Origin of the sequence: Actinomadura verrucosospora (genome assembly GCF_039540335.1) — a bacterium.
GTDB lineage: Bacteria > Actinomycetota > Actinomycetes > Streptosporangiales > Streptosporangiaceae > Spirillospora > Spirillospora verrucosospora.
The window spans coordinates 228538-252160 of the sequence record NZ_BAABEV010000004.1 but is presented as its reverse complement, the minus strand read 5'-3'; the positions used below and the strand labels follow the sequence as shown (position 1 = coordinate 252160).

General features: G+C 73.3%; 27 protein-coding genes. 3 read left to right on the top strand and 24 right to left on the bottom strand.

Features of this window, described 5'->3' with window-relative positions:
• Positions 1-3 precede the first annotated feature (3 nt).
• From ABD944_RS06970 to ABD944_RS06865, 22 genes are all read right to left on the bottom strand, one after another.
• Positions 4-1977, bottom strand: a complete 1974-nt coding sequence (locus ABD944_RS06970; RefSeq protein WP_345173468.1) for an acyl-CoA dehydrogenase family protein — start codon at positions 1975-1977, stop codon at positions 4-6.
• Between the two features lie 72 nt (positions 1978-2049).
• Positions 2050-2502: a nuclear transport factor 2-like protein gene (locus tag ABD944_RS06965; protein ID WP_345173466.1), complete on the bottom strand. Its 453-nt coding sequence runs from the start codon at positions 2500-2502 to the stop codon at positions 2050-2052.
• Positions 2503-2531: 29 nt separating this feature from the next.
• The gene (locus tag ABD944_RS06960) at positions 2532-3380 is read right to left on the bottom strand and encodes an SGNH/GDSL hydrolase family protein (RefSeq protein ID WP_345173465.1); all 849 of its coding nucleotides are present in this window, start codon (positions 3378-3380) and stop codon (positions 2532-2534) included.
• Positions 3381-3414: 34 nt separating this feature from the next.
• Positions 3415-4008 carry an SGNH/GDSL hydrolase family protein gene (locus ABD944_RS06955; RefSeq protein ID WP_345173463.1) on the bottom strand — a complete coding sequence of 198 codons (594 nt, stop codon included), beginning with the start codon at positions 4006-4008 and terminating at the stop codon, positions 3415-3417.
• 50 nt (positions 4009-4058) lie between these two features.
• Entirely contained in the window at positions 4059-4316 is a 258-nt protein-coding gene (locus ABD944_RS06950) for an acyl carrier protein (protein ID WP_345173620.1), read from the bottom strand.
• A gap of 443 nt (positions 4317-4759) precedes the next feature.
• Entirely contained in the window at positions 4760-5785 is a 1026-nt protein-coding gene (locus ABD944_RS06945) for a sulfotransferase family protein (RefSeq protein WP_345173462.1), read from the bottom strand.
• A 622-nt stretch (positions 5786-6407) separates the two neighbouring features.
• Positions 6408-7475 (bottom strand): hydrogenase expression/formation protein HypE, encoded by a 1068-nt coding sequence (gene hypE / locus ABD944_RS06940; RefSeq protein WP_345173460.1) that lies wholly within the window; start codon positions 7473-7475, stop codon positions 6408-6410.
• Positions 7472-8632 (bottom strand): hydrogenase formation protein HypD, encoded by a 1161-nt coding sequence (gene hypD / locus ABD944_RS06935; RefSeq protein WP_345173458.1) that lies wholly within the window; start codon positions 8630-8632, stop codon positions 7472-7474. Before hypD ends, hypE begins: the two co-directional genes overlap by 4 nt.
• Positions 8632-8901, bottom strand: a complete 270-nt coding sequence (locus tag ABD944_RS06930) for a HypC/HybG/HupF family hydrogenase formation chaperone (protein WP_185032181.1) — start codon at positions 8899-8901, stop codon at positions 8632-8634. The genes hypD and ABD944_RS06930 overlap by 1 nt, the downstream gene beginning before the upstream one ends.
• Positions 8901-9539, bottom strand: coding sequence for a D-sedoheptulose-7-phosphate isomerase (locus ABD944_RS06925; protein WP_345173618.1), 639 nt, complete (start codon positions 9537-9539; stop codon positions 8901-8903). Before ABD944_RS06925 ends, ABD944_RS06930 begins: the two co-directional genes overlap by 1 nt.
• A gap of 5 nt (positions 9540-9544) precedes the next feature.
• Positions 9545-9751 carry a HypC/HybG/HupF family hydrogenase formation chaperone gene (locus ABD944_RS06920; protein ID WP_345173455.1) on the bottom strand — a complete coding sequence of 69 codons (207 nt, stop codon included), beginning with the start codon at positions 9749-9751 and terminating at the stop codon, positions 9545-9547.
• Complete coding sequence (locus tag ABD944_RS06915) at positions 9748-10344, bottom strand: D-sedoheptulose-7-phosphate isomerase (RefSeq protein ID WP_345173453.1); 597 nt, start codon at positions 10342-10344, stop codon at positions 9748-9750. Before ABD944_RS06915 ends, ABD944_RS06920 begins: the two co-directional genes overlap by 4 nt.
• Positions 10341-10847 (bottom strand): DUF892 family protein, encoded by a 507-nt coding sequence (locus tag ABD944_RS06910; RefSeq protein ID WP_345173452.1) that lies wholly within the window; start codon positions 10845-10847, stop codon positions 10341-10343. Before ABD944_RS06910 ends, ABD944_RS06915 begins: the two co-directional genes overlap by 4 nt.
• Positions 10848-10870: 23 nt before the next feature.
• Positions 10871-11002, bottom strand: a complete 132-nt coding sequence (locus ABD944_RS06905; RefSeq protein ID WP_345173450.1) for a DUF6893 family small protein — start codon at positions 11000-11002, stop codon at positions 10871-10873.
• Entirely contained in the window at positions 10999-11775 is a 777-nt protein-coding gene (locus tag ABD944_RS06900; RefSeq protein ID WP_345173448.1) for a hydrogenase maturation protease, read from the bottom strand. Before ABD944_RS06900 ends, ABD944_RS06905 begins: the two co-directional genes overlap by 4 nt.
• On the bottom strand, positions 11772-12764 hold the full coding sequence (locus ABD944_RS06895) for a hypothetical protein (protein ID WP_345173447.1): 993 nt from the start codon (positions 12762-12764) through the stop codon (positions 11772-11774). The genes ABD944_RS06900 and ABD944_RS06895 overlap by 4 nt, the downstream gene beginning before the upstream one ends.
• On the bottom strand, positions 12752-13426 hold the full coding sequence (locus ABD944_RS06890) for a DUF6084 family protein (RefSeq protein ID WP_345173445.1): 675 nt from the start codon (positions 13424-13426) through the stop codon (positions 12752-12754). Before ABD944_RS06890 ends, ABD944_RS06895 begins: the two co-directional genes overlap by 13 nt.
• Before the next feature lie 52 nt (positions 13427-13478).
• Positions 13479-13682, bottom strand: a complete 204-nt coding sequence (locus ABD944_RS06885) for a hypothetical protein (protein WP_345173444.1) — start codon at positions 13680-13682, stop codon at positions 13479-13481.
• Positions 13679-14335 carry a DUF5947 family protein gene (locus tag ABD944_RS06880; protein ID WP_345173442.1) on the bottom strand — a complete coding sequence of 219 codons (657 nt, stop codon included), beginning with the start codon at positions 14333-14335 and terminating at the stop codon, positions 13679-13681. Before ABD944_RS06880 ends, ABD944_RS06885 begins: the two co-directional genes overlap by 4 nt.
• Positions 14332-14817: a hypothetical protein gene (locus ABD944_RS06875; RefSeq protein ID WP_345173441.1), complete on the bottom strand. Its 486-nt coding sequence runs from the start codon at positions 14815-14817 to the stop codon at positions 14332-14334. Before ABD944_RS06875 ends, ABD944_RS06880 begins: the two co-directional genes overlap by 4 nt.
• The gene (locus ABD944_RS06870) at positions 14817-16625 is read right to left on the bottom strand and encodes a nickel-dependent hydrogenase large subunit (RefSeq protein ID WP_345173439.1); all 1809 of its coding nucleotides are present in this window, start codon (positions 16623-16625) and stop codon (positions 14817-14819) included. Before ABD944_RS06870 ends, ABD944_RS06875 begins: the two co-directional genes overlap by 1 nt.
• Before the next feature lie 133 nt (positions 16626-16758).
• Complete coding sequence (locus ABD944_RS06865; RefSeq protein WP_345173438.1) at positions 16759-17808, bottom strand: NADH-quinone oxidoreductase subunit B family protein; 1050 nt, start codon at positions 17806-17808, stop codon at positions 16759-16761.
• 179 nt (positions 17809-17987) lie between these two features.
• On the opposite strand from ABD944_RS06865, the gene ABD944_RS06860 reads away from it, so the two are divergent.
• Genes ABD944_RS06860 through ABD944_RS06850 form a run of 3 tightly spaced genes read left to right on the top strand, consistent with a single transcriptional unit; the run spans position 17988 to position 20219 of the window.
• Entirely contained in the window at positions 17988-18326 is a 339-nt protein-coding gene (locus tag ABD944_RS06860; protein WP_345173436.1) for a hydrogenase maturation nickel metallochaperone HypA/HybF, read from the top strand.
• Positions 18319-19125 carry a hydrogenase nickel incorporation protein HypB gene (gene hypB, locus ABD944_RS06855; RefSeq protein ID WP_345173435.1) on the top strand — a complete coding sequence of 269 codons (807 nt, stop codon included), beginning with the start codon at positions 18319-18321 and terminating at the stop codon, positions 19123-19125. The genes ABD944_RS06860 and hypB overlap by 8 nt, the downstream gene beginning before the upstream one ends.
• Positions 19126-19181: 56 nt before the next feature.
• Complete coding sequence (locus ABD944_RS06850) at positions 19182-20219, top strand: aldo/keto reductase (protein ID WP_345173433.1); 1038 nt, start codon at positions 19182-19184, stop codon at positions 20217-20219.
• Positions 20220-20263: 44 nt separating this feature from the next.
• Here the strand turns inward: ABD944_RS06850 and ABD944_RS06845 are convergent, their stop codons facing one another.
• Positions 20264-22414: an acyl-CoA dehydrogenase family protein gene (locus ABD944_RS06845; RefSeq protein WP_345173432.1), complete on the bottom strand. Its 2151-nt coding sequence runs from the start codon at positions 22412-22414 to the stop codon at positions 20264-20266.
• A 114-nt stretch (positions 22415-22528) separates the two neighbouring features.
• Entirely contained in the window at positions 22529-23533 is a 1005-nt protein-coding gene (locus ABD944_RS06840; RefSeq protein WP_345173430.1) for an oxygenase MpaB family protein, read from the bottom strand.
• Positions 23534-23623: the final 90 nt, after the last annotated feature.

The window sequence follows — 23623 nt, the reverse complement described above, 5'->3', positions numbered from 1 at the left end:
GTGTCAGCCGTCCTCGGGCGAGAGGAGCCGGGAGAGCGGGAGCGAGGACAGGGACAGCAGGGAGAACCAGCGCCGGTCGCCCTCGCAGCGGAACATCGCGTCCTCCAGCGGCGGGAGGAAGTCCTCGGACAGGACGGTGTCGGGCTGCGCCCGCTGGAGCAGCCGCTGCAGGCACAGGACGAGCCACTGGCCGTCCTCGAACGCCCCGCCGAACACCTCCCGGTTGTGGAGCCAGGTGAGCATGCACGACGTCATCGCGTGCAGCTCGCAGTACCGCCTGGCCCGCGTCAGCGCCGCGACGGAGGAGGTGTCGCCCTCGTTCGCGCGGATGCCCTCCTCGATCCTGGCGCGCAGGGCGCCGATGGCCGACAGCAGGTCCTTCAGCTCGGCCGCGACGCCGGGCGCGGCGTGCGCGTTCGCCGCCGCCAGCACCTCCTCGGAGATCTCCTCGAACCGCTGGCCGATCTCGTCGCGCCCCTCGTTGGTGAGCTGGAGCTGGCGGCCGTCGGGGTCCCAGGCGGGCGGCGTCCGCGTCCAGCCGAACAGGTCGGCGAGCAGCTCGTCCTCGCGGCCCGTCTCCGCCGGCGGGTCGATCAGGAAGGGCAGCTGGCCCGCGACGTTGGCGAGGTTCACGTGCGTGGTGCCCTCGAAGATGCTCGCGATCGCGTGGTCGCGCTGCAGCTTCTGGAACACCCCGTGCGCCACGCCCTCGCGCAGGTAGCCGCGCGCGGCGAGCACGGTCCCGATGCTGGCCACGACCTCCTCGCCGAGGACGGGCACGAAGTACTTCACGATCGAGGACCACAGGCTGAGCCGACCGGGCGCGACCGTCAGGCAGCGCGCCACCGGGATCGCCACGCACTCGGCGATCAGCAGGTCCAGGTGCGCCTTGACCAGATGGTCGCGGATCACCGGGATCCGGTAGATGTCCGATCCGTACAGGGTGCGCTGGCGCGCGTACTCCATCCCGATGCGCACCACCGCGTCCATCGTCCCGACCGACAGCGCCGCGATCGCGGTCCGGGTGATCTGCAGGGTCTTCAGCGTCTGGACGAGCCCGGAGCCGCGCCGCCCGATCACCCGCTCGGCGGGCAGCCGCGCCCCGGAGAACGCGACGCCGGACAGGTCGTGGCCGCGCAGCCCCACCGTCCGGACGGGAGGCAGCGTCGACCACGCCGCCGGGTCGAGTTCCCGCTTGTCGACCAGGATGAGGGAGAAGTCGCGCGGACCGGTCTTCGCATAGGTGGTGACGAACCGCCCGCGGGTGGCGTTGCCGACCGGCCACTTCACCCCGGTCAGCACCAGCTCGTCGCCCTGGATGTCGGCCTCCGACTCCGACGCCATCACGTCGCTGCCGTGGTCGGCCTCCGAGACGCCGAAGCAGGCCAGGTCCCCGCGCAGCACCCCGTCCGCCACCGTCCTGCGCTGCCACGCGTCGCCCCACAGCCACACCGGGTTGACCGCCAGCAACCCGGACCCGTACATGACCGCGACGGTGACGCTGCGGCGCGAGATGCCGCGGGTGACGAAGAACAGCTCCTCCAGCGTCGTCAGGCGCCCGCCCAGCCCGCTCGGCACCAGGTACTTCGGGAAGCCCCACGCCCGGACGGCGTCCACCGCGCCCGGGGGAAGCTCGTCGCGCTCCTCCGCCTCCACGATCGCCTTGTAGGAGAACGGCCCGGCCTCGTCGTCCATCGGGTCGCCGAGGTAGCCGTCCAGGTCGGCGGCGATCCGGTGCGCCGGCGCCAGCCGCTCGCCCGGGGGCCGTCCGGGCGCGGAGCCCCCCGAGGCGGGCCGCTCGGGCGCGGGGCTCTCGGACCCGGGGGTCGCCGCCGCGGGGTTCTCGGACGAGGGGTTCTCGGAATGGCCCGGGTGGACGGAACGCGCGGGGTGGACGGAGTTCTCGGCGTGGGCCCCGGTGGCGGAGTGAGCGGGGCGGGCAGGGTGCACGGGGTGTGCGGGGACCTTGCTATCCATTTTTCCTTCGACTCCCTTGTGTGGGTCGCGCCTTCGGGTTCGCGGGCCGCGACTCCTGTGCGGGTCGGCTCCCTATGGCTGCGCGGTGTCGCCGGACGGGCCCCCCGCGTCGTCGGCGCCGGTCGGATCCTCCATGCGCCTGCCGACCACCCGGGCGAGCGTCATCGCCGCGGGCAGCGGGCGGACCATGACGGTCAGGCTCGTGACCAGCCCGGTCTCGCCGAACCTGAGCAGGTCCAGCCCCTGGAGGTCCTTGCCCAGCACCCTGGCGCTGAAGACCAGGGCCTGCGCGGGCGGGCCCGCGCCGTTCGTCCCGCCCGAGGGGACGCCCACCAGCTCGTCGGTGTAGTGGAAGTCCTCGAAGACCTCCAGCAGGACGCCGAGCAGGGCGGCGACGGCGTCGCGCCCCAGGTAGGGCTTCACCATCACCGGGCTGCGGAACTCGATGCCGGGGTCCAGCGCATCGGTGATCGCGGCGAGGTCCTTGGCCTCCACCGCTGATCGGAACGTTCCGGGAACCGTCATCCGGCTGCTCCCTTTCGCTTGCCGTGTCGTCAGTCGGCCGTCCTCGGCGGGACGGCTCCGGCGGGGGGCGTGTCCTGGGGCGGGTCGCCGGGTTCGTCGGCGGGAGCGGCGGGTCCGGGGGCGGGAGCGGCGGCGACGGCGGCGCGGGCGAGGTCGCGCGCCCAGACGCGGTAGCCCGCCGCCGACGGGTGGAAGCCGTCGGCCGCGAAGAGCCGCCGGTCGCGGGCCATCGCCTCGTCCATGGGAGCGTGGACGGCGCCGCCCGCCGCGGCCGCGTCCCGGGTGATCCGGTCCATGGCGCGCGCCCGCGCGCCGAGGACCGAGCGCAGCGGCCGCGGCAGGGCGGGGAACCGGTGCACCGGCGGCATCCCGGCGACGAGCACGGTCGCCTCCGGGAACCGGCCGCGCACGAGGGCGACGAGCTCGGTGACGTCGGCCGCCCACCGGCGCAGGGGACGCCGCCTGAGCAGGTCGTTGATGCCCGTGGTGACGACGACCAGGTTCGGCGCGGAGCCGTTCGCGGGCGGGACGAGCCCGCCGATGATGCTCCGGGCCGTCGCGCCGTTCCGGCCGGAGACCGACCAGGCCACGCTGCGCCGGAGCCGCTCGCCCAGCTCCTGCGCCAGGAAGCCGGGCAGCGCCTCGGCGTGCCGGGACGCGCCGACGCCCACCGCGGTGGACTCGCCGATCACCATGACCCGGAAGGCGGGGCCCCGCCCGGGGTCGGCGCCGGCGACGAAGCCCTGCTCGTCCCCGGTCGCCGGGTCCAGCCGCGGTGTCCGCCGCAACGTCCGCCATGCCTGCACCACCAGTACGGGAGCGAGGAACGGCAGCATCGGCGAACGGAGTGCGCGGGCGACGGAATGTGCTCTTTTCATCAGTCTCCCAGACTGCCGGATCGGCCCCCGGAACTCATTTCACCCGCTCGCCGAGCAGGCTTGCCGCAATCTGCGCCATCACTTTCGCGACATAGGCGTGCCCATCCGGATTCAGATGGATTCCGTCGGCGCTCCACATCGCGGGATCGGCGACCGTCGCCACCGTCTCCCGTTCCGGGAACACCATTCCGAACTCGCGCGACACCCGGTCGAGTTCGGCGTTGAAGTCGTGAATTCGCTGGACCGTGCGTTTCTTGCGGAACTGCGAGATCGGGGTGATGTCCAGCAGCGGCGGCCGCGGCACCGGGATGGCGAGGACGACCGCGCCGCGCCCGCGGGCCCAGCCGAACAGCTCCGCCAGCCGGCGCGCCGCGGCCTCCCGCTCGAAGCCGCGCAGCGCGTCGTTCATGCCGCAGCCGAGCACCACCAGCCGCGGCGCCAGCCCGCGCACGGCGGGCAGCTGGTCGCGGACCACGTCCTCGACCGTCGCGCCCGGGTCGGAGGCGTTGAGCATCTCCTCGCGGGGGATCCCCAGGTGAAGGGCCAGTCGTCCGGCCCAGCCGAGCCACCCGCCGGCCGGATCCGGATCGTCCTGGCCCTCGGCCACGCTGTCGCCGAGCACCACCATGGCGGGCCCGGCGGCGCCGGCGCCGCCCACCTCGGGGGGCCGGCCGGCCATCACGCGACGAGGTCGAGCAGGTAGTCGGTGAGGTCGGCCACGGTCTCCCGGCGCCGCGCCTCGGCCACGTCGACCTCCACCTGCAGGTGGTCCTCGATGTCGCTGATGATGCTGATCGCGTACACCGAGTCGACCCCGTAACGGGCGAGTTCGACCCCGGGATCGATGTTTTCCACAGGCCTGTCGAGGTAGAAGGCGATCTTGTCAAGAAGCCACGATTGCAGCTCGTCGTGGGAAATTATTTCCGATCGGGACACCGCCACTCCTCCTTATGTCAGAGGATCATCGAAACAATCGCGATTGGTAACGGAAGACGAGCAACACGCAAGATACAGCCAAATGGTTGGCGTGTCTCGATCCGCATGTGAACGATCGGACACGGAGGTGTCTCCGTCCTGTAAACCGAGTCAGTGGTACGGTAAAAACGGCGACAAGTTACTTACCAGTAACCACTTCCGATAAGGGCCCAACGCCCGCGGGCGCGGCACGCCGTCCCCGCGCGCCCCACCGATACGTCCTCCCCCGCGCGACTTCCGGCGGCACGCCACCTGCGCCGTTCCCCCACCGGGCCGGCCCGGGCGCGCCCCCGCGAGGGCCGCGAACCGGGCATGTTCCTGGAGAGTTTCGGACAACCCTTCGACCCGGTCCCGTGCGGCATGGCCGAGAGTGCCTTACCTGAAGGCAAGGGCCACCTGTCCCTTCAGTCCCCGCCCTCAGTCTGCCAGGACACGCTTACCGGACCGTTCAGCCGCGAGACCACGGGGTTGGGCTCGCGCCGCTCCGCGAGCCGCTCGCGGAGGGTCTGCGTCTGCCGCGCCCGCCAGCGGTACACCGCGAGGCGGTGGAATCTGACGAGCGGCGCCGCCGCCGGACGCGTCCCCTCCGTGACCGCGTAGCCGTGGATCCGCAGCCGGGACGCGAGCACGTGCTGGACGAGGTCCGCGTCGCAGGCCTCCAGCCGGTGGCGCCAGGCGCCCACCTGGCGGCCGTTGACGGCCTCGTGCGTGCCCAGATGCCACTTGCGCGTCGTCGGCACCGTCCTCCGCGCGTGCCGGTACGCCGTCGTCATGGCGGGGTCGTACTCCTCGCCGAGGAACGCGCACAGCCTCGTCAGGGCGTCCTCGGGGTCGGCGACCAGGTCCTCGTAGCGGAACTCGTAGAACGTCTCCGGCCCGAGCCGGGTCCGGAGGCGTGCGCCCATGTCGACCGCCTCCCGCCACGTCAGCGCGGCCGTGTGGATGTCGCCGTCGAACCACGGCATCCGCACCAGGGAGCTCACCGCGTCGCGGCCGTCCCGGACGAGGTGGATGAACTGGGCGTCGGGGAACATCCGCCGCAGCATCGGCACCCGGCGGAAATAGCTCGGCCGCTTGTCCCCCCAGCGCGGTTTCCCGTGCTGGCGCGCGTACGCGCGGAACACGGCGGCGATCGCCGACCCGAGCGTCGGCGGCCCCTGCACGATCTCCTCGACCACGGCGGCGGCGTCCAGCCGCAGCACCCGGAACTTGGTGCCCTCCCCGCCGGTGATCCATTCGGCCAGCGCGCGCCGGTTCTCCGCCCGTTCCAGGTCCCCGAACCGGTGCCGGATGTCGTAGGAGACATGCACGAACCGTGTCTCGGAGGGGAACGCGATGCGCCGGTGCGAGTGCAGCATCTGCTGGAGCAGCGTGGTCCCCGAGCGCGGGCACCCGAGCACGAAGATGGGTCGGCATGACTCCCCTGTCATGGCCCGCGAGTACCCGCACCCCTCGCGAAGAAGCTCAAACGAACCTCAACAGATCCTGAAAACCGCAGGTCGCAGGAGTCTCACGTTCCCCGTCGGCCCCTCGCGCCCGCCCGGGCCGGCCTTCCCCGCCCCGGCGCCGGAGGCGTGCCGGCCCCGCACGGCGCCCTGTTCCTCCTCGTTCACCCGCCCGCCGGATGCGTCCGAAGTGGTGGAAGAAGGGCCTATGCGGCGGCGGCCGGTGTCGCCGGGCGGACGCCGTCCGCGTCACCGTCGCCGGTCGCCCCTGCCCTTCCCGAGTAATGCCCGATGTGCGGATTCCGTGGGCGCGCATTGAGCGGCGAGATATGCGATGGCCGGCGTGCGGACACTTCCCGAGTGGCTCACGCCCCGTGTCCGCCCGCGCTCCGCCATTTTCCGCCGCCGACGTTTCCGGCGTCGCGATGGGGCGTCCAGGACCGCCGGAAAAGCGGTCGCGGCCCGAGACGGTCCAAGGGTCCTTCGGGGACGGCCGGGGTCGCGGCGATCACGGCCGGCCGTTCCTGGCGGTCGCCGCCGTGATCCCGTCTCCGCCGTCGCGGAACGCGGTCCCGGCCCGCTGGTCGCCGGCCGGGAGCGCCGCGCGTCAGCAGATGCGCGGCAGCGGGTCCCCGACCAGGAGGTCGACGATGCGGGTGCCGCCGAAGGCCGTCCTCAGCAGCACGAGCCCGGACGGGTCGTCGGTCACGCGGCCGATGACGGCGGCCTCCTCGCCCAGCGGGTGGGCCCGCAGCGCCGCCAGCGCGTCCCGCTCGCACTCGGGGGCGACCACGACCACGGCGCGGCCCTCGCACGCGACGTACATCGGGTCGATCCCGAGCAGCTCGCAGGCGCCCCGGACGGCGGGCCGGACGGGGATCGCGTCCTCCTCCACCACCACGGCCGTCCCGGCGTCCGACGCCAGCTCGTTGAGGACGGTCGCGACCCCGCCCCGGGTCGCGTCCCGCATCCGGCGCAGGCCCCCCGGGCAGGCGTCGGCCAGGTCCGCGAGCAGGCAGGTCAGCGGCGCGGTGTCCGAGACGACGTCGGCCTCCAGCTCCAGCTCGCCGCGCGCCAGCATGATCGTGACACCGTGCTCGCCGATCGGCCCCGTCACCAGCACGACGTCCCCGGGGCGGACCTCCCCCGCGAGCCGGGACCGCACGACCCCGACGCCCGCCGTGGTGACGAAGCAGCCGTCGGCCTTGCCGCGCTCCACGACCTTGGTGTCGCCGGTGACGATGTCGACGCCCGCCGCGTCCGCCGCGCGCCGCATCGACTCGGTGACGCGGCGCAGGTCGGCGACGGGGAAGCCCTCTTCGAGGATGAACCCCGCCGACAGGTGCAGCGGCCTCGCGCCGCAGACGGCGAGGTCGTTGACCGTCCCGTTGACGGCCAGGTCGCCGATGTCGCCGCCGGGGAAGAACAGCGGCGACACGACATGGCAGTCCGTGGTGAAGGCGAGGTCGGCGCCGTTCACCCTGAAGAGCGCCGAGTCGTCCATGCGGTCCAGGAGCGGGTTGGCGAACGCCTCCCGGAACACCGCCTCGACCAGCGTGTGGGTGGCCTTGCCGCCGGAGCCGTGCGCGAGCGTGATCGTGTCCTCGCGGAGCCGCGCCCTGCGGCCCCGCGCGCGCTCGATGCGTTCCAGGACCTGCTCCTCGCGGACGGTCATCGCACGGCCTCCCTGACCCCGCCGGGCTCCCCCGCCCGGCCCGCCTTGCCGATGCGCTCGCGGGTGAAGCGGCCGAAGTTGTAGTACGCGGCGCAGGCGCCCTCGGACGAGACCATGCACGTCCCGATCGGCGTCTCCGGGGTGCAGGCCGTCCCGAAGACCTTGCACTCCCACGGTTTCAGGACGCCCTTGAGCACCTCGCCGCACTGGCACGCCTTCGGATCGGCGACCCGCCCGCCGGGGATCTCGAAGACGCGCTCGGCGTCGAAGGCGGCGTACTCCTCCTTCATCCGGAGCGCGGAGTGCGAGATGAAGCCGAGGCCGCGCCACTCGAAGTACGGCCGCGGCTCCATGACCCTGGAGATCGCCTCCAGCGCCCGGGGGTTGCCGTCCCACGGGACGACCCGCCCGTACTGGTTCTCGACCTCCGAGCGGCCCTCGGCGAGCTGGGCCAGCAGCATGTGCACCGACTGCAGGATGTCCAGCGGCTCGAACCCGGCGACGACCAGCGGTTTCCCGTAGTCGCCGGTGATGAACGAGTAGGGCCCGCAGCCGATCACCGTCGACACGTGGCCCGGGCCGAGGAAGCCGTCCAGGCGCAGGTCCGGCGAGTCGAGGATGGCCTTGATCGCCGGAAGGATCGTCACGTGGTTGCAGAACACCGAGAAGTTCCCGACCCCCGCCGCGGCCGCCCGCAGCACCGTCATGGCGGTGGACGGCGCGGTCGTCTCGAACCCGATCCCCATGAACACCACGCGCCGCGACGGGTTCCGCTCGGCGATCCTCAGCGCGTCCAGCGGCGAGTACACCATGCGGATGTCCGCGCCGGCGGCCTTGGCGTCCAGGAACGACCCCCGGCCGCCCGGCACCCGCATCATGTCCCCGAACGACGCCATGATGACGTCCGGCTGCGACGCGATGTGGATCGCGTCGTCCACCCGCCCCATCGGGATCACGCACACCGGGCAGCCCGGACCGTGGACCAGCGAGATGCTCTCCGGCAGGTAGTCCTCCAGGCCGTGCTTGTAGATGGTGTGCGTGTGGCCGCCGCACACCTCCATGAACTTGTAGTGCCGCCCGGGCTCGCACAGCGAGGCGATCGAGGCCGCGAGGACCCTCGCCCGCTCCGCGTCCCGGTACTCGTCGACGAAGCGCATCAGTCGATCCTCGATTCCCGCAGCGCGTCGATCTCGTCGTCGTAGGCCTCGCCGAGGCCCTCCAGCAGCGCCAGCGTCGCCCTCGCCTCGTCCTCGTCGATCTTGGACATGGCGAATCCGACATGGATCAGCACCCAGTCGCCGGCGGCGAGCCGCTCCCCGTCGAGCAGGGCGGTGTTCACCGCCCGCCGGACGCCGGTCACGTCCACCGTCGCCACCGGGCGGTCCGGCATGATCTCCACGATCTCGCCCGGTATCGCCAGGCACATCAGAAGGCCTCCCCCGCCAGTTCGAGCTGCGTCAGTTCCCAGAGCGCGTGGTAGATCGTCGTCTGCGCCTCCTGGACGCGGTGCACCGACGACGACGGGACGGTGAACAGGTGGTGCAGGCCGGGCGTCTCCGCCATCTGCCCCCCGGTGTATCCGGCGAGCCCGACCACCGTCATCCCGCGCCGCGCCGCCTCCCGCAGCGCGGCGATCAGGTTGTCGGAGTTCCCGCTGGTGGACAGCGCCAGCGCGATGTCGCCCGGACGCCCGAACGCGGCGAGCTGCCGCGCGAACACCACCTCGAACCCGACATCGTTGGACAGCGCGGTGACCACGGCGACGTCGGTCGTCAGCGCCAGCGCCGGCAGCGGCCGCGCGGACCCGCCCGGATTGAGGAACAGCGAGGCGACGTCCTGAGCGTCCGTCGAGCTGCCTCCGTTGCCGAACGTGAAGAGCCGGCCGCCGGAGCGGAACGCGCCCGCCATCCGCGCGGCGCAGGCCGCGAGGTCCTCGGCGTACTGCTCCAGGACGGCCTCGCGCAGCCGGACGATCTCGTCGGTCTTCTCGCGCGTCGAGCGGCGCACGTCCTCCAGCAGGGTGTCCAGCCCCGAGCCGCCCGCGTACAGGAAGGGATAGAGCATCTCGGTCACGTCGTCACGACCCCGATCGCCTCCTTGGCGTGGACGAGCACGGTGTCGCCGACATCGGCGTCCACCAGCGCCACGCTGACCCGTTCGATCCGGCCGCCGCCGACGTCCACGTCCGCGAGGCCGTCGGCGAGGAGCCGCGCGACGACGACCGGGACGGCCTCGTCCGCGCAGGTCACGCAGTGGTCGCCCGCGCATTCGGTCACGCCGTCACCTCCCGGCCGAGCACGCCCGGCTGCTCCAGGAACACGTGCACCAGCTCCCACAGCACGTGGTAGGCGGTGACGTGCACCTCCTTCACGACGCGCGGGTCGCCGGACGGCACGGTGACCAGGTGGTCGACCGCGCCGGCGAGCGCTCCCCCGTCCCCGCCCGCCAGCGCGACCGTCAGCATGCCGCGGTCCCGCGCGCACTCCATGGCGCGCAGCACGCTGCCGCAGCGGCCGTCCGGCGAGATCCCGAACGCGATGTCGTCCGGGCCGCCGAAGCAGCGGACCTGGTGGGCGAACGCGTCGTCGAAGCCCGCCCCGGCGCAGACGCCGGTGAGCGTCGCGACGTCCCCGGTGAGCGACAGCGCGGGCAGCGCCCGCTTGCCGACGATCACCGGGTGCACGAACTCGACCGCCACGTGCTGCGCGTCGGTGGCGGCGGCGCCGGTCCCGAAGGTGAGCAGGCGCCCCCCGCGGTGGAACCGGGCCGCCATCGCGTGGCAGGCGGCGGCGATGGCGCCCGCCTCCTCGGCGAGCGCCGCGCCCGGCTCCGCGCGCCGCTCGAACACCTCCGCCACGGCGGCGGTCACCGGCCGTCCCCCGCGGGCGGGGCCTGCCGGGCGCGCAGCGACATGTCCACCGCGAGGTCCCAGCGGTCCGACAGCTCGTGCGAGATCGCGTGGGCGTCCTCGCACATCGCCGCCGCGATCCCCGCCGTCGCGGGGTCCCCGGCGCGGTCGGCGAGCCGCCGCAGCGTCTCGCCCGCCGCGATCTGCAGGTGGACGGCGACGTAGGCGTCCCGCATGTGCTTGACCGGGTCGCGGTGGCCGTGGCCGATGCCGCCCTCCAGCACCGACGCGAGCAGCGTCCCGGCGTCGCGCGCGACGCTCGGCGAGGCCCCGTGCGCGTGCAGCCGCGCCTCGATCGCCCTGGTGTACGCCCGCGACCGCTCGGCGTAGTGGCCGAGCGGCCGGCACAGTTCCGGCTCGTCCGCCGCCGCGGTCAGCATCTCGCTGAGCGCGGCCTCGGCGTGCTCCTGGAGCGCGTGCGCGTCCTTCAGGTGGCCGACGAGCCGCCGCTCGATCGTCGTCATGAGCGTCCGCTCCGCGTCCCCGATCACATCGACTCGGCTTTGAGGTACCGGCGCATCGCCGGCAGCTCCTTGAGGACCATCACGACCGCGCCGACCGCCACCAGCCCGAGCATCACCCGGACGGCGACCGCGCCGCCGCACGTTCGCTTCCTCATCCCCCCGCTCCCTCCTGTGCGAGTTCCCCTGTGAATTCCTCCGCCAGCAGCCGCTCGACCAGCGCGGCGGCCTCCTCGACCGCCGCGCCGACCGGCGCGCTGAGCCTCATCTCCCAGGTGGCGTCCGTAGTCCGCGCCGACGGCTCGCACGCGACGAGCAGGATGCGCGGCGGGACCGGACCGTTGTCCCGGGCCAGCCGCAGCACCTGCGCCGGGTCGAGGCCGTGCGCGTCGACGGCGACGCCGCCGAAGTCGTCCGGGCCGGGCTCGACGAGCGACACGGTGCCGGGCGCGTGGCCGCGCTCGGCCGCGTCGACCAGGATCGCGGCCCGGTAGCCGTCGCCGAGCGCGTACATCAGGTCGATGCCGCGGATGCCGAAGTCGACGACGTCCACGCCGGGCGGCAGCGATCGGGTCGCCAGCAGCCGGACGACCTCCACGCCGAACCCGTCGTCGCCGTGGAAGACGTTCCCGATCCCCGCGACGAGGACCGTGCGGGACGGCGCCTCCCCGGGCAGCGGCTCGACCTCGTCCGGCCGGACGAAGAAGCGGTGCCCGAGCTGGTTGTAGGGGCCGAGGTCGCGGCCCGGGTCGTCGTCCAGCGCGACGACCAGGTGCACCCCGCCCTCCATGTCCTCCTCGACGCGCTCGACGACGGCGGTGCGGCCGACGAGCGCCAGGTCGAAGATGTCCGCGCCCCCGCGGGGCCGCAGCCGGACCCGGCTCCCCGGAGCCGCCTCTCGCCCGCCCGCGTCGCCGTTCTCCCCGCTCACCAGACGTCCTTCCGCGGATCCCGCAGCGTGCCGTGCAGCGCGAGCAGCTCACCGGACGACAGCGCGCCGCACCGCTCCAGGATCCGCCGCGCCTTCGGGTCGGTCGCCGCCACCTCCCGCCGCTCCTCCTCGGTGAGGGTGAGCACGCTGAGGATCAGCAGCTGGTCGATCTCCGTCCCGTCGAACAGGTCGCCGGGGCTCTCCGGCGCCACCTGCGGCCAGTCGTAGAGGACGATCGGCGCCGCGAGGACGGTGTCGCGACTTCCCGGCTCCCCCGCGAGGACCGGCCACAGCCCGTCCCTGCCGCACTCGGCGGCCGCCTCCGCGAGCCGCTCCGGCGGATCCGTGAGCGACGCGAACGCGCCCCCGCCGGTGCGCGCCACGACATGCGCGCACAGCATCCCGGCGCGGACGGCGTCCTCGCGCTCCTCGGCGGCGCCGGTGTTGACGACCTCGACGCGCAGCCGCACCGCGCCGTCCCCGGCGGGCACGGCCGAGACCTCGACCCGCCCGTCCACCCGCTCCCACGAGCGGACGAACCGCACCCCGCCGCCTCCGCACGGCGCCTTGCCGTCCACGGGCTCCTCCTCGGCGCCCGCGGCCACCTCGACGGGGACCCGGACGGGAGCGCGCACGAGGCGCTCGACCGCGATCGGGCCGCTGGTGAGCTCGCGCTCGCGGGCCTCCTGCCAGGTGGTGTGGGTCTCGTCCCCGGTGCTGATCTCGTCCACGGGCGTGTCGCCGTGCATCACCTGGCGGTGCACCGCGTGCAGGAACCGCAGCGTCACCTCGACCTCGGCGCCGGGGCCGGCTTCGAGGAGGAACTCGGCGTGAACCCTCCACCGGTCGCCGTTCCGCTCGGCATGGCCGCGCGGGTAGACGCCCCCGATCGTCCAGCGCTGCCGGTTCTTCAAGGCGGACCGGCGGTACGGCCAGAGGAGGTACCCCTCGTAGAGGACGGTGTCCGCGATCGCCCTCAGGCGGTCCACTCTTCCTCCTCGCGTCGCTTCTCGGCGTGGCGCAGCAGCTCGTCGACCGTGTCGTCGAACGAGGAGTGCGCGCGCCGGGCCCGGTACGCCGACAGGCGGCCGAAGCAGTCGTCGTCCAGCCGCAGCCAGCGGGCGGTGCCGTAGTAGCGGCCCATCAGGTCCCGCCACACCTGGAGGGGCAGGTCGCCGGTGGCCTCGTGATGCCACGGGATCTGCCCGGTGCGCAGCGCGCCGTCCTCGCCCGGGTAGAAGACCGTGCCGTTGAAGGCCAGGTCGAGCGGGACGTCGCCGCCGCCGAGCGCGTGCAGGTACCGGTCGGCCGCGACCTGCATGTCGTGCCCGCACGGCAGCGACAGCGCCGCCTCCGTCCCGCCCCGGAACGTCGGCACGGTGGCGCCGACGCGCGCCCAGGTCAGGCCGCGCAGCGACCGGTCCCACATCTCCGGCGGGCCGAACACCCCGGCGAGCCGGTCGCGCTCCGCGTCGTCGTAGCCGCAGCGCGCCGCCGCGATCGTCACCGTCGTGGTGAGCAGGACGCACTGGACGGGCCCGCCGTCCAGCCGCCGCAGCCCGATCCGCAGGCTCAGCGTCGGCGTCGCCGCGAACCTCTCCGGCTCGATCCCGAGCAGGTCGAGCCCGAGCTCCGGTGTCTCGCTCATCATGCTGTGTCTCCCTGCGGGGGGACGGCCCCCCACGCCCCCCGGTCCGCCTCGCTCATGCCGGTGACAGATTCGGCATGGAGTCGAGGATCGGGCCGTGCGTCTCCGGGTTGATCCCCGTCGAGCGGGCCGCGGTGGACGTCCCGTCGGGCAGGTGCCCGACCTGCTTGTCGTAGTTGCCCGTCCGGTTGCCCTCGCGGACGCCCCGCGTGTGCGAGGGCTTGTCGGGACTGACGTCGGGCTTCCCCACTCTGATCATCGTGTTCCCCTCTTCTCCCCGGCGGCCGCCCGGGCCGCCCTCAACTCCGTGAAGAACTCGCCGAGGTGTTGCCAGACCGCCCCGCCGCCGCTGAAGCCCGTCCAGTGCTCGCGCAGCAGGGCGGTGAGCCGGTAGCAGTCGTCGATCGGGAGGATCCAGTGCTCGGCCGCCTCCCTCGCCCGGTGCACGACCAGCGCCTCCACGTCCGGGCGCAGCTCCGCCAGGACGGGGTTGGCGTCGACCAGGCGCCGCCAGCTCCCGGCGTGGACGGCCGCGTGCAGCGCCCCCGCCGGGCTCGGATAGCGGGCGGTGACCTCGCCCGTCCCGGAGACGGAGAAGAAGGCCAGGTCGACCGGGACGCCGAGACCCGCCCACAGCGGGCCGTCCAGGTGGAAGCCGGTCAGCTCGCGCCGCCGGTCCGGGACGAGCCGGTAGTGCCGCCCGCCCGCCGCCTGCCCGTCGAACAGGACGGTGCACGCTCCGCACGCGCACATCAGCTCGCCCTTCTCCAGGTCGAGCAGGTGCCGGTGCGCGCCGTGCACGGGTTCGGCGCACAGCTCGCACCGCTCCACGACCTCGCCCGGCGGCGGCGCCGGGCGCGGTGGAGCCGAGGCCAGCGCCGCCAGCCTCGGCGTGGAGAGCCGCTGCGTCATGCGCGGCTCCGCACCTGGTCCAGGGTGATCAGCACCTTCTCCGGCGCGGGCGCCTCGATCTCGACCCGCTCCAGTTCCGGCGCCGCGGCGAGGGCCGCCCGCTCCACGGCGTCCAGCACCGGGCGCGGCGCGGCGGCGCGCCCCTCGGTCGCGGCCCTCAGCCGCACCGTGTCCCCGTCCACCCCGGTCAGCTCCACGGACGTGCGGTGCTTGGCCAGGAACCCCTCCAGCGCGGCGAGGGCCCGCCGGACCCGCGCCTCCGGCGTCTCCGGGTGCAGGCCGTGCATGGCCAGCAGGTGGCAGACCAGCTCGTCGCCGGTCAGGTCCGAGGCGTCCGCGCAGCGCCGCACGATCCGGTCGAGGGCCTCCCCGTACAGCTCCACCAGCGCCTGGACGGCCTGGTGCGCCCCGGGGTCGAGCCCGTCGAGCAGCCCTTCGAGGCGCTGGACGTGCTCGCGGACGCGCTCGTCGTCCCAGCCCATCAGTGGCCCTCCTGGGCGCCGAACATCGGCGAGTGCCGCTTCTCGATCGTCCGGCCGTTGCCGACGTACATGTGCACGCCGCAGGGCAGGCACGGGTCGAAGCTGCGGACGGTCCGCATGATGTCGATGCCCTTGAAGTCGTCCGGGCCGTTCTCCTCGAAGATCGGCTGCCCCTGGACGGCGTCCTCGTACGGGCCGGGCGTGCCGTAGGAGTCGCGCGGGCTGGCGTTCCACGGCGTCGGCGGGTACGGGTGGTAGTTGGCGATCTTGCCGTCGCGGATGACGAGGTGGTGCGAGAGCACGCCGCGGACCGCCTCGTGGAACCCGCAGCCGATCGCCTCGTCCGGGACGTCGAAGTCGGTGAACACCTTCGTGCGCCCGGAACGGACCTCGTCGAGGGCCTTCTCGGCGAAGTACAGCGCCATCCCCGCCGCGTACGCGATGAAGTACACGCGAGCCCGGTCGCGCTCGATGGTGTTGGCGTACTGCGGCGGCGTCCACTCCAGGTTGACCTCCGGCATGCCGGGGGTCTTCGGCAGGTCGATCTGGACGCTGTGCCCGGTGGAGCGGACGTACGGGGTGTCCACCTCCCCCGCCAGCGCGGTCGACCACAGGCGGGCGAGCGGCCCGCCGCCGGTGTCGAGCGCGAGGTGGTCGCCGGTCTCCGGGTGGCGCCAGCGCGGGCTCATCACCCAGCTGTACTTGCCACCGTCGTTGAGGTCGCGCTTCTGCGGGTTCGGCAGCGTCGTCTGGTTCCACGGGTGCCGCTGGTCGATCGGGTTGCCGAGCGGGTCCTCCTTGACGAAGGTCTCCTCGTTGGCCCAGTCGTCGTAGTAGGAGCTGCCGAGCAGGATCCGCATGCCGAGGTTGATCTCGACCAGGTCCGTCGTGACGAGCTGCCCGTCCACGACGACGCCCGGGGTGACGTAGGCGGCCCGCCCCCACTCGGACATGTGCCGGTAGTCGTAGTCGACGACGTCCGGGTTCTGGAAGGCGCCCCAGCAGCCGAGCAGCGTCCGCCGCCGGCCCACCTGGTCGTAGCCGGGCAGCGCCTCCAGGAAGAAGTCGAAGATGTCGTCGTTCATCGCGACGGCCCGCTTGATGAAGTCGAGGCAGCGCGTCAGCCGGACGAGGTAGTCGGTGAACACCTGCGGCGTCGCGACCGTCCCCACTCCGCCCGGGTACAGGGTCGACGGGTGGACGTGGCGCCCCTCCATCAGGCAGATCATCTCGCGGGTGATGCGGCTGAGCTGGAGGGCCTCCTTGTAGACCGAGCCCTCGAACGGGTTGAACGCCGTCATGATGTCGGCGATCGTGCGGAACCCGTGGACGGAGCCGCGCGGCGCCTCGGTGTTCTTCGCCGTGGCCAGCAGGCTCGGGTTCGTCTCCGCGACCATCCGCTCGCAGAAGTCGACGAAGACCAGGTTGTCCTGGAACAGCGTGTGGTCGAACATGAACTCGGCGGCCTCGCCGAGGTTGATGATCCAGTCGGCGAGCGGCGGCGGTTTGATCCCGTACGCCATGTTCTGGGCGTAGACCGAGCAGGTCGCGTGGTTGTCGCCGCAGATGCCGCAGATCCGGCTGGTGATGAAGTGCGCGTCGCGCGGGTCCTTCCCCTTCATGAACACGCTGTAGCCGCGGAAGATGGACGAGGTGCTCCGGCACTCGGCCACCTGCCCGTTCGCAAAGTCGATCTTGGTGTAGATGCCGAGGTTGCCGACGATCCGGGTGATCGGGTCGAACGCCACCTCGACGAGCCCCGCCTGCGTGGCGGCCCGTTCGCCGCGCGTCTGCGTCCCCTGCTTCATGACTCGCCCCGCTCCATGAACTCGCCCCTGTTCCCTCGCCCGCCGCCGTCCGTCGGCGCGGCCGTCCTGCGTTCGTGTCCTCGCCGGTCAGGCCGTGCCGCGCCGGTGGGGACCCCACCGGCGCGGCCGCCGCTCACTGGTGCGGCCAGCGGGGCTGGTAGCCGCTGGTCAGCCTCTCCCGGTTGTGGCGCCATTTCGGTTCCCGGTTGGCGCTCTTGTTGGTGATCGACCGCATCTTCCGGATGAACGGCCCGTAGGACCGCAGCAGCGTCGTGGACAGGCTCGCCCCCGGCGGCTCGTCCATGAACGGCATGAACTTGTCCGGGAAGCCGGGCATCGTGCAGCCGATGCAGATGCCGCCCACGTTGGGGCAGCCGCCGACGCCGTCCATCCAGCCGCGCTTGGTGACGTTGCAGTTCACGACCGGGCCCCAGCACCCGATCTTCACCTGGCACTTCGGCGAGTTGTAGTCGCGCGCGAAGTCGGCCTGCTCGTAGTAGGCGGCGCGGTCGCATCCCTCGTGGACGGTCTTGCCGAACAGCCACGTCGGGCGCAGCTTGTCGTCCAGCGGGATGACCGGCGCCTGCCCGGCGGCCTGGTGCAGCACCCAGAGCAGCGTCTCCATGAAGTTGTCCGGCTGCACGGGGCAGCCCGGCACGTTCACGATCGGCAGCCCGCCCGCGGAGCGGAAGTCCCAGCCGAGGTAGTCGGCGAGGCCCATGCAGCCCGTCGGGTTGCCCGCCATGGCGTGGATGCCGCCGTAGGTCGCGCACGTGCCGATCGCCACGACCGCCCACGCCTTCGGCGCGAGCCGGTCGATCCACTCGTTCACCGTGATCGGGTCGCCGGTCTCCGGGTCGTTGCCCATCGACGTCCAGTAGCCGTCCCCGTTGATGTTCTCGTTGGGGATCGAACCCTCGACGACGAGGACGAAGGGCGCCAGCTCGCCGCGCGCGGCCTGCCGGAACGCCTCCATGAACTCGTCGCCGTTCTCGTAGGCGAGCACCTTGTTGTGCAGGTGGACCTTCGGCAGGCCCGGTATCGCGCCGAGGACGACGTCCTCGATGCTCGGCAGCGAGGCCGCGGTCACCGAGACCGTGTCCCCGTCGCAGCTCATTCCCTCGGACGTCCACAGAATGTGGATCTCGTCCGTCAGCGGTTGCGCCGGAGCGACGCTCGTCATCGCTTCCCCCCTCGACCGACTGCGGCCAACACCATGCGGTTGCCCTGCGGGAACAGCGCGAAACACCGCCCGAAAAGCCCCTCAAGCCATTTCCCCGATTCGGTAAACACACCGTTTGAGCTGGGAAGATCCGGGCAGCAGAACGGCGCTGGGACAATGGAAGCGGGCCGGGAGGGCGCGTGCACGAATTGGCCGTGACGGAGAGCGTCATCGCGGCAATTTCTACCCAATTGCCCGATTCGCGGGTGGTGGTGGTGCACCTCGAAATAGGGAGACTTTCCGGAGTCATGCCGGACGCGGTGCGCTTCTGCTTCGAACTGGCCGGCGAGGGGACGTGTGTCGAGGGCGCGCGGCTCGACATCACCGAGCCGGAGGGCGTCGGCGAGTGCGCCGCCTGCGGGGCCTCGTTCCCCGCGCGCGACCCGCTCGCGCTGTGCCCGTGCGGCAGCGCCGACGTGGTGATCAGCGGCGGCGCCGACCTGACGATCAAGGCGGTGGAGGTCGCCGACGATGTGTGAGACCTGCGGCTGCGACGGCGGGGACGCCGCGCGCCTGACGACCCTGACGGCCCCCGGGGACGGCCCCGGCCACCCCGCCGGGCACATCCACGTCCACGATCCCGTCCCCGTCCCCGGGTACGGGCACGGGCACGGGCATGAGGACGGGCACGTCCTGACGCTGGGCCAGAAGGTGCTGGCCCGCAACGACGACCTGGCCGGCCGGAACCGGGCGTGGCTGGCCGAACGCGGCATCGCGGCGCTCAACGTGATGAGCTCCCCCGGTTCGGGGAAGACGACGCTGCTGGAGCGCACCGTCGCCGACCTGAGCCCGGACCGGCCGATCTCGGTGATCGAGGGCGACCAGGAGACCCTGCTGGACGCCCGGCGGCTCGCCGCGGCCGGGGCCCGGACCGTCCAGGTCAACACGGGCGCCGGCTGCCACCTGGACGCCGCGATGGTGGCCGGGGCGCTGGCCGCGCTGGCGCCGCCGGACGGCTCCACGGTGTTCGTGGAGAACGTCGGCAACCTCGTCTGCCCGGCGCTGTTCGACCTCGGCGAGCGGGCCCGCGTCGTGCTCATGTCCGTCACCGAGGGCGACGACAAGCCGCTGAAGTACCCGCACATGTTCCGCGGCGCGGACGTCCTGCTGCTCAACAAGACCGACCTGCTGCCGCACGTCGACTTCGACGTGGACGCCTGCCGGGCCGCGGCCCGCCGGCTGTGCCCCGGGCTGCGGGTGCTGCCCGTCTCGGCGACCCGCGGCGACGGCCTGGACGCCTGGTACGACTGGCTCGCCGAGGCGACGGCCGGGCCTTGACCTGGAGCGCGCTCCAGCACCTAGCGTTCTGCGCGAGCGACTGACGAGGAGCACGCATGCAGTACCGCAAGCTCGGCCGTACCGGCGTCGAGGTCAGCACCCAGACCCTCGGCGCGATGATGTTCGGCGCGGTCGGCAACCCCGACCACGGCGAGTCCGAGCGCATCGTCCACCGGGCCCTGGACGCCGGGATCAACTTCATCGACACCGCCGACATGTACTCGGCCGGCGAGAGCGAGGAGATCGTCGGGAAGGCCCTCAAGGGCCGCCGGGACGACGTCGTCCTGGCGTCGAAGTTCTTCTTCCCGCTCGGCGACGAGCGCAACGCGCGGGGCGGGTCGCGGCGCTACATCGTCCGCGCCGTGGAGGACAGCCTGCGCCGCCTCGGCACCGACCGCATCGACCTGTACCAGATGCACCGCCGCGACTGGGAGACCGACCTCGAGGAGACCCTCGACGCGCTGACCGACCTCGTCCGCCAGGGCAAGGTCCTCTACGTCGGGTCGTCGTCCTTCCCCGCCGACTGGATCGTCGAGGCGCAGTGGGCCGCCGAGCGCCGGGGCGGCGTCCGGTTCGTCTGCGAGCAGCCCCAGTACTCGATCTTCGCCCGGTCGATCGAGGAGTCCATGCTGCCCGCGGCGCGGCGCCACGGCATGGGCGTGATCCCGTGGAGCCCGCTCGCCGGCGGCTGGCTCACCGGCAAGTACCGGCGCGGCGAGCAGGCCCCCGAGGGCGCCCGCTTCGCGCCGTCGGACAACCCGGCGTGGCGGGGCCGCACCATCGACACCGACCCCAGCGTGTCGGCCCGCTACGACGCCGTGGAGCGCCTCACCAAGATCGCCGAGCAGGCGGGCCTCTCGCTGACCCACCTGGCGCTCGGCTTCGTCGCAGAGCACCCCGCCATCACCTCGACCATCATCGGGCCGAAGACGATGGACCAGCTGGAGGACCTGCTCGCCGCCGCCGAGGTCCGGCTCGACGCCGCCACCCTCGACGCCATCGACGAGGTCGTCCCGCCCGGCACCGACATGGCCGGCATCAGGCACCTGACCGGCAACCCGTCCCTGGACGCGGGGCACCGCCGCCGGTCCTGACGAAGGCCACGGCCCCGGCGCCGCCGTGCCGGGGCCCGGCCGTCCTAGCGGATCAGCGGGTCGCGGGGCAGGCCGAGGATGCGCTCGGCGATCTGGTTGCGGGTGATCTCGGAGGTGCCGCCCGCGATGGACATGCCGCGGGACCCGAGGCGCATCAGGCCCGCGAACTGCCCGAGGCCCTCGGTGAACGCGGTCTCGGGCCCGGCGAACTCGGCGAGGAGGGCGGCGGTGGCGTGGCCGTGCTCGGCGAGGACGAGCTTGGTGATGTTGCCCTCGGGACCCGGCTCCCCGCCCGCGACCGCGCGCTCGGCGGACCGCAGGTTGAGCAGGCGCAGGGCCTGCTCCTCGGCGGCGTACGCGCCGACGCGCTCGGCCGCGGCCGGGACGCGGTCGCCGCGCTCGGCGTAGAGCCGGAACACGTCGGGTCCCGGCGGGCCGCCGACGCCGCCGCCGATGCTGACCCGCTCGTTGCCGAGGGTGGCGCGGGCGACGGTCCAGCCCTTGTTCGGTTCACCGACGACGTCGGCGTCAGGGACGAAGACGTCGGAGAAGAACACCTCGTTGAAGTCGGAGGTGCCGGTCGTCTGGCGCAGCGGCCGGACCTCCACGCCGGGGTGGTGCATGTCGACGACGACCATCGTGACGCCGGAGTGCTTCGGCGCGTCGGGGTCGGTGCGGACGGTGGCGAAGCCCCAGCGGCAGTACTGGGCGCCGCTCGTCCACACCTTCTGGCCGTTGACGAGCCAGCCGCCGTCCACCCTGACGGCGCGGGTCCTGACCGCCGCCGCGTCCGACCCGGCTTCGGGCTCGCTGAACAGCTGGCACCAGACCTCCTCGCCGGTGAGCGCCAGACGCACCCACCGGTCGATCTGGTCCTGGGTGCCGTGCTGGACGAGCGTGAGGATCACCCAGCCGGTGATGCCGAGCTGGGGGCGCTTCACGCCCGCGGCGCGGAACTCGTCCTCGATGACCAGTTGCAGCCCGGCGCTCGCCTCCACGCCCCAGGGGCGCGGCCAGTGCGGCTGGACGTAGCCGGTCTCGATGAGCCTCTCGCGCTGCTCGGCCGGGGGCAGCGCGGCGATCTCCCGGGCCAGCCCGCGGATCTCCGCGCGGCGCGCCTCGGCCTCGGGCGGCAGGTCGAGGCTCGCCTCCCGGACGACCCCGGCCGCCCGCAGCCGGGTCACGTCCCGCTCCGCGGCGTGCGGGCCGGCGACGGCCTCCAGCGTCGCGGCGCGGCGCAGCAGCAGGTGCGCGTCGTGCTCCCAGGTGAAGCCGATGCCGCCGTGCACCTGGATGTTCAGGCCCGCGTTGGAGGTGAAGGCGGGCAGGGCGAGCGCCGCCGCCACGGCCGCGGCCAGCTCGAACTGGTCGGACGGGCCGGACGCGGCCCGCGCCGCGTCCCACACCGCGGCGGTGGCGAGCTCCGCGGCGACGAGCATGTTCGCGCAGTGGTGCTTGACGGCCTGGAACGTCGCGATCGGCCGCCCGAACTGCTGCCGCACCTTGGCGTACGCGGTGGCGGTGTCGACGCATTCCAGCGCGCCGCCGACCGCCTCCGCGGACATCAGCGTCCGGGCGACGGCGGTCGCGTGCGCGCGGGCCCCGGCGAGGACCTCCACGGCGGCGCCGTCCAGCCGCACGCGGGCGGAGCGGCGGGACGGGTCCAGGTTGCCGGGCACCTCGACCGCGACGCCCGGCGCGCCCGCCCGCACGACGACCATGTCGTCGCCGGCGGGCAGGACGAGCAGTTCCGCGAGGCCGCCGCCCAGCACGACGCCCGCGTCCCCGGTGGCGGCGCCGCCGGTCACGGTGAGCGCGCCGTCCAGCCCGAGGGCCGCCGGGGTCGCGCCGGACGCGAGGCCGGGCAGGAGCCGGGCCCGCTGCTCCCCGTCCCCCGACGCGGCGAGCACGGCGGACGCGATCATCGTCGGCAGCATCGGGCCGGGCGCGGCGGCGCGGCCGAGCTCCTCGGCGACCACGACCAGCTCCGGCAGGCCCGCTCCCCCGCCGCCGTGCTCCTGGGGAAGGTGCAGGCCGAGCAGCCCCAGCGCGGCGAACTCCCCCCAGAAGGCGGGCAGGGGCTCCTTCTCGGCGTCCAGCAGCGCGCGGTTCGCCGCCCGCGCCTCCTGGTCGCGCAGGAACGAGCGCGCCGTCCGTGCCAGCTCGCGGTGTTCGTCGCTGATGGCGATCGCCATGGCCCCTCCAAGCTTCCGTCCCGGCCAGAACACCAGAATGGCATTCGGTTACCCTCCGGGGCGAGGGGGAGACCCGATCGACCGTGTCCCGCACACCGCGCCCGGAGAACGGGGTCAGGCGGTGGCCTCCACCTCCGCGCGGGACAGCACCGGGTCGGGCGCGTCCGGCGCGGTGGAGGCGACCGGCGCCGACACGCCCGCCGCGACGCGGGCCTGCGCCTGGCGGAACTCCGGCAGCGGCCCGGTGGCGTCGTGCAGCGCGTTGAGGACGACCCAGAGCGTCGTCCTGCGCAGCCGTAGCGTCACCGGGTTGGGCGGCTGGTAGAGGGCGAGCTTGCGCGCCCATTCCGGCAGCATGTCGCGGGCCGCCCAGTCCATGAACGGGCTGCCGGGCTCCCACGGCCTCGTCTTGCTGCCGCGCAGGTTGGGCCCGGTCCCGAACGCCTTGATCGGAGTGATCGCGAGGCGCGGCAGGTAGGACTCCAGGCACTCGGCGACGTCCGCCTTGGTGGCGGGCAGGTCCGTCCCGCCGAGGGCCTCGCCGACGCGGACGAACTCGCGGTAGTAGCGCTCCAGGTCGTCACCCTTGAGCGGGCGGCGGTGGTAGCGCTCGTGCGCGGTCGCCAGCCCCCACACCACGGTCGCGTAGTTCCAGCGCAGCCAGTCGGGGTCGTCGGCGTCGTAGGCCAGCCCGTCCGGGCGGGTGCCCTTCACCGTGTGGTGCATGGCGCGGACGGTCCGGGCGAGGCGCTCGGCCGTCGCGGTGGAGCCGTAGGCCGTCCCGATGAAGAACGAGAGGGAGTGCCCGAGCCGCACGGCCGCGCCCTCGGGGTCGATGCCGCCGGTCGGGACGCCGTCCACCCGCTCGGGGATGCGGGAGTGGTCGTAGGCCATCCAGCTGATGCTCGGGTCCAGGCCCTCGATGTAGGCCGCCCCGACCAGCCCGAGCAGCAGGGTCGGCAGGTGCGAGTGGACGTACCAGACCGCGCTGCCGGGCCCGAACCAGCCGGGGTCGCCCTCCGGTCCGGCGAACTCCAGCCCGCGGAAGAACCTGGAGCGGATCTCGGCGTCGAAGGCCCGCTCGAACCGCGCCGCGATGATGGTGTTCCTCGATGGCATGCCGCACTCCCGGCCAGTCTGGTGACAGGTGTATCCAGAGTAAGTGTCTGGGTACACGCGTGTCCAGACTTCGGGGGCCGCTCCGGCCCG

Coding starts and splice junctions, on each gene's coding strand:
- ABD944_RS06885 (WP_345173444.1), bottom strand. CDS start 13,682: ATGATCAGAGTGGGGAAGCCCGACGTCAGTCCCGACAAGCCCTCGCAC.
- ABD944_RS06910 (WP_345173452.1), bottom strand. CDS start 10,847: ATGACGACGATCGAGCGGCGGCTCGTCGGCCACCTGAAGGACGCGCAC.
- ABD944_RS06865 (WP_345173438.1), bottom strand. CDS start 17,808: ATGACGAGCGTCGCTCCGGCGCAACCGCTGACGGACGAGATCCACATT.
- ABD944_RS06890 (WP_345173445.1), bottom strand. CDS start 13,426: ATGATGAGCGAGACACCGGAGCTCGGGCTCGACCTGCTCGGGATCGAG.
- ABD944_RS06965 (WP_345173466.1), bottom strand. CDS start 2,502: ATGACGGTTCCCGGAACGTTCCGATCAGCGGTGGAGGCCAAGGACCTC.
- hypD (WP_345173458.1), bottom strand. CDS start 8,632: ATGCGCTTCGTCGACGAGTACCGGGACGCGGAGCGGGCGAGGGTCCTC.
- ABD944_RS06945 (WP_345173462.1), bottom strand. CDS start 5,785: ATGACAGGGGAGTCATGCCGACCCATCTTCGTGCTCGGGTGCCCGCGC.
- ABD944_RS06970 (WP_345173468.1), bottom strand. CDS start 1,977: ATGGATAGCAAGGTCCCCGCACACCCCGTGCACCCTGCCCGCCCCGCT.
- ABD944_RS06955 (WP_345173463.1), bottom strand. CDS start 4,008: ATGGTGGTGCTCGGCGACAGCGTGGCCGAGGGCCAGGACGATCCGGAT.
- ABD944_RS06930 (WP_185032181.1), bottom strand. CDS start 8,901: ATGTGCCTGGCGATACCGGGCGAGATCGTGGAGATCATGCCGGACCGC.
- ABD944_RS06850 (WP_345173433.1), top strand. CDS start 19,182: ATGCAGTACCGCAAGCTCGGCCGTACCGGCGTCGAGGTCAGCACCCAG.
- ABD944_RS06925 (WP_345173618.1), bottom strand. CDS start 9,539: ATGCTCTATCCCTTCCTGTACGCGGGCGGCTCGGGGCTGGACACCCTG.
- ABD944_RS06905 (WP_345173450.1), bottom strand. CDS start 11,002: ATGAGGAAGCGAACGTGCGGCGGCGCGGTCGCCGTCCGGGTGATGCTC.
- ABD944_RS06840 (WP_345173430.1), bottom strand. CDS start 23,533: ATGCCATCGAGGAACACCATCATCGCGGCGCGGTTCGAGCGGGCCTTC.
- ABD944_RS06880 (WP_345173442.1), bottom strand. CDS start 14,335: ATGACGCAGCGGCTCTCCACGCCGAGGCTGGCGGCGCTGGCCTCGGCT.
- ABD944_RS06960 (WP_345173465.1), bottom strand. CDS start 3,380: ATGAAAAGAGCACATTCCGTCGCCCGCGCACTCCGTTCGCCGATGCTG.
- hypB (WP_345173435.1), top strand. CDS start 18,319: ATGTGTGAGACCTGCGGCTGCGACGGCGGGGACGCCGCGCGCCTGACG.
- ABD944_RS06845 (WP_345173432.1), bottom strand. CDS start 22,414: ATGGCGATCGCCATCAGCGACGAACACCGCGAGCTGGCACGGACGGCG.
- hypE (WP_345173460.1), bottom strand. CDS start 7,475: ATGACCGTCCGCGAGGAGCAGGTCCTGGAACGCATCGAGCGCGCGCGG.
- ABD944_RS06875 (WP_345173441.1), bottom strand. CDS start 14,817: ATGGGCTGGGACGACGAGCGCGTCCGCGAGCACGTCCAGCGCCTCGAA.
- ABD944_RS06870 (WP_345173439.1), bottom strand. CDS start 16,625: ATGAAGCAGGGGACGCAGACGCGCGGCGAACGGGCCGCCACGCAGGCG.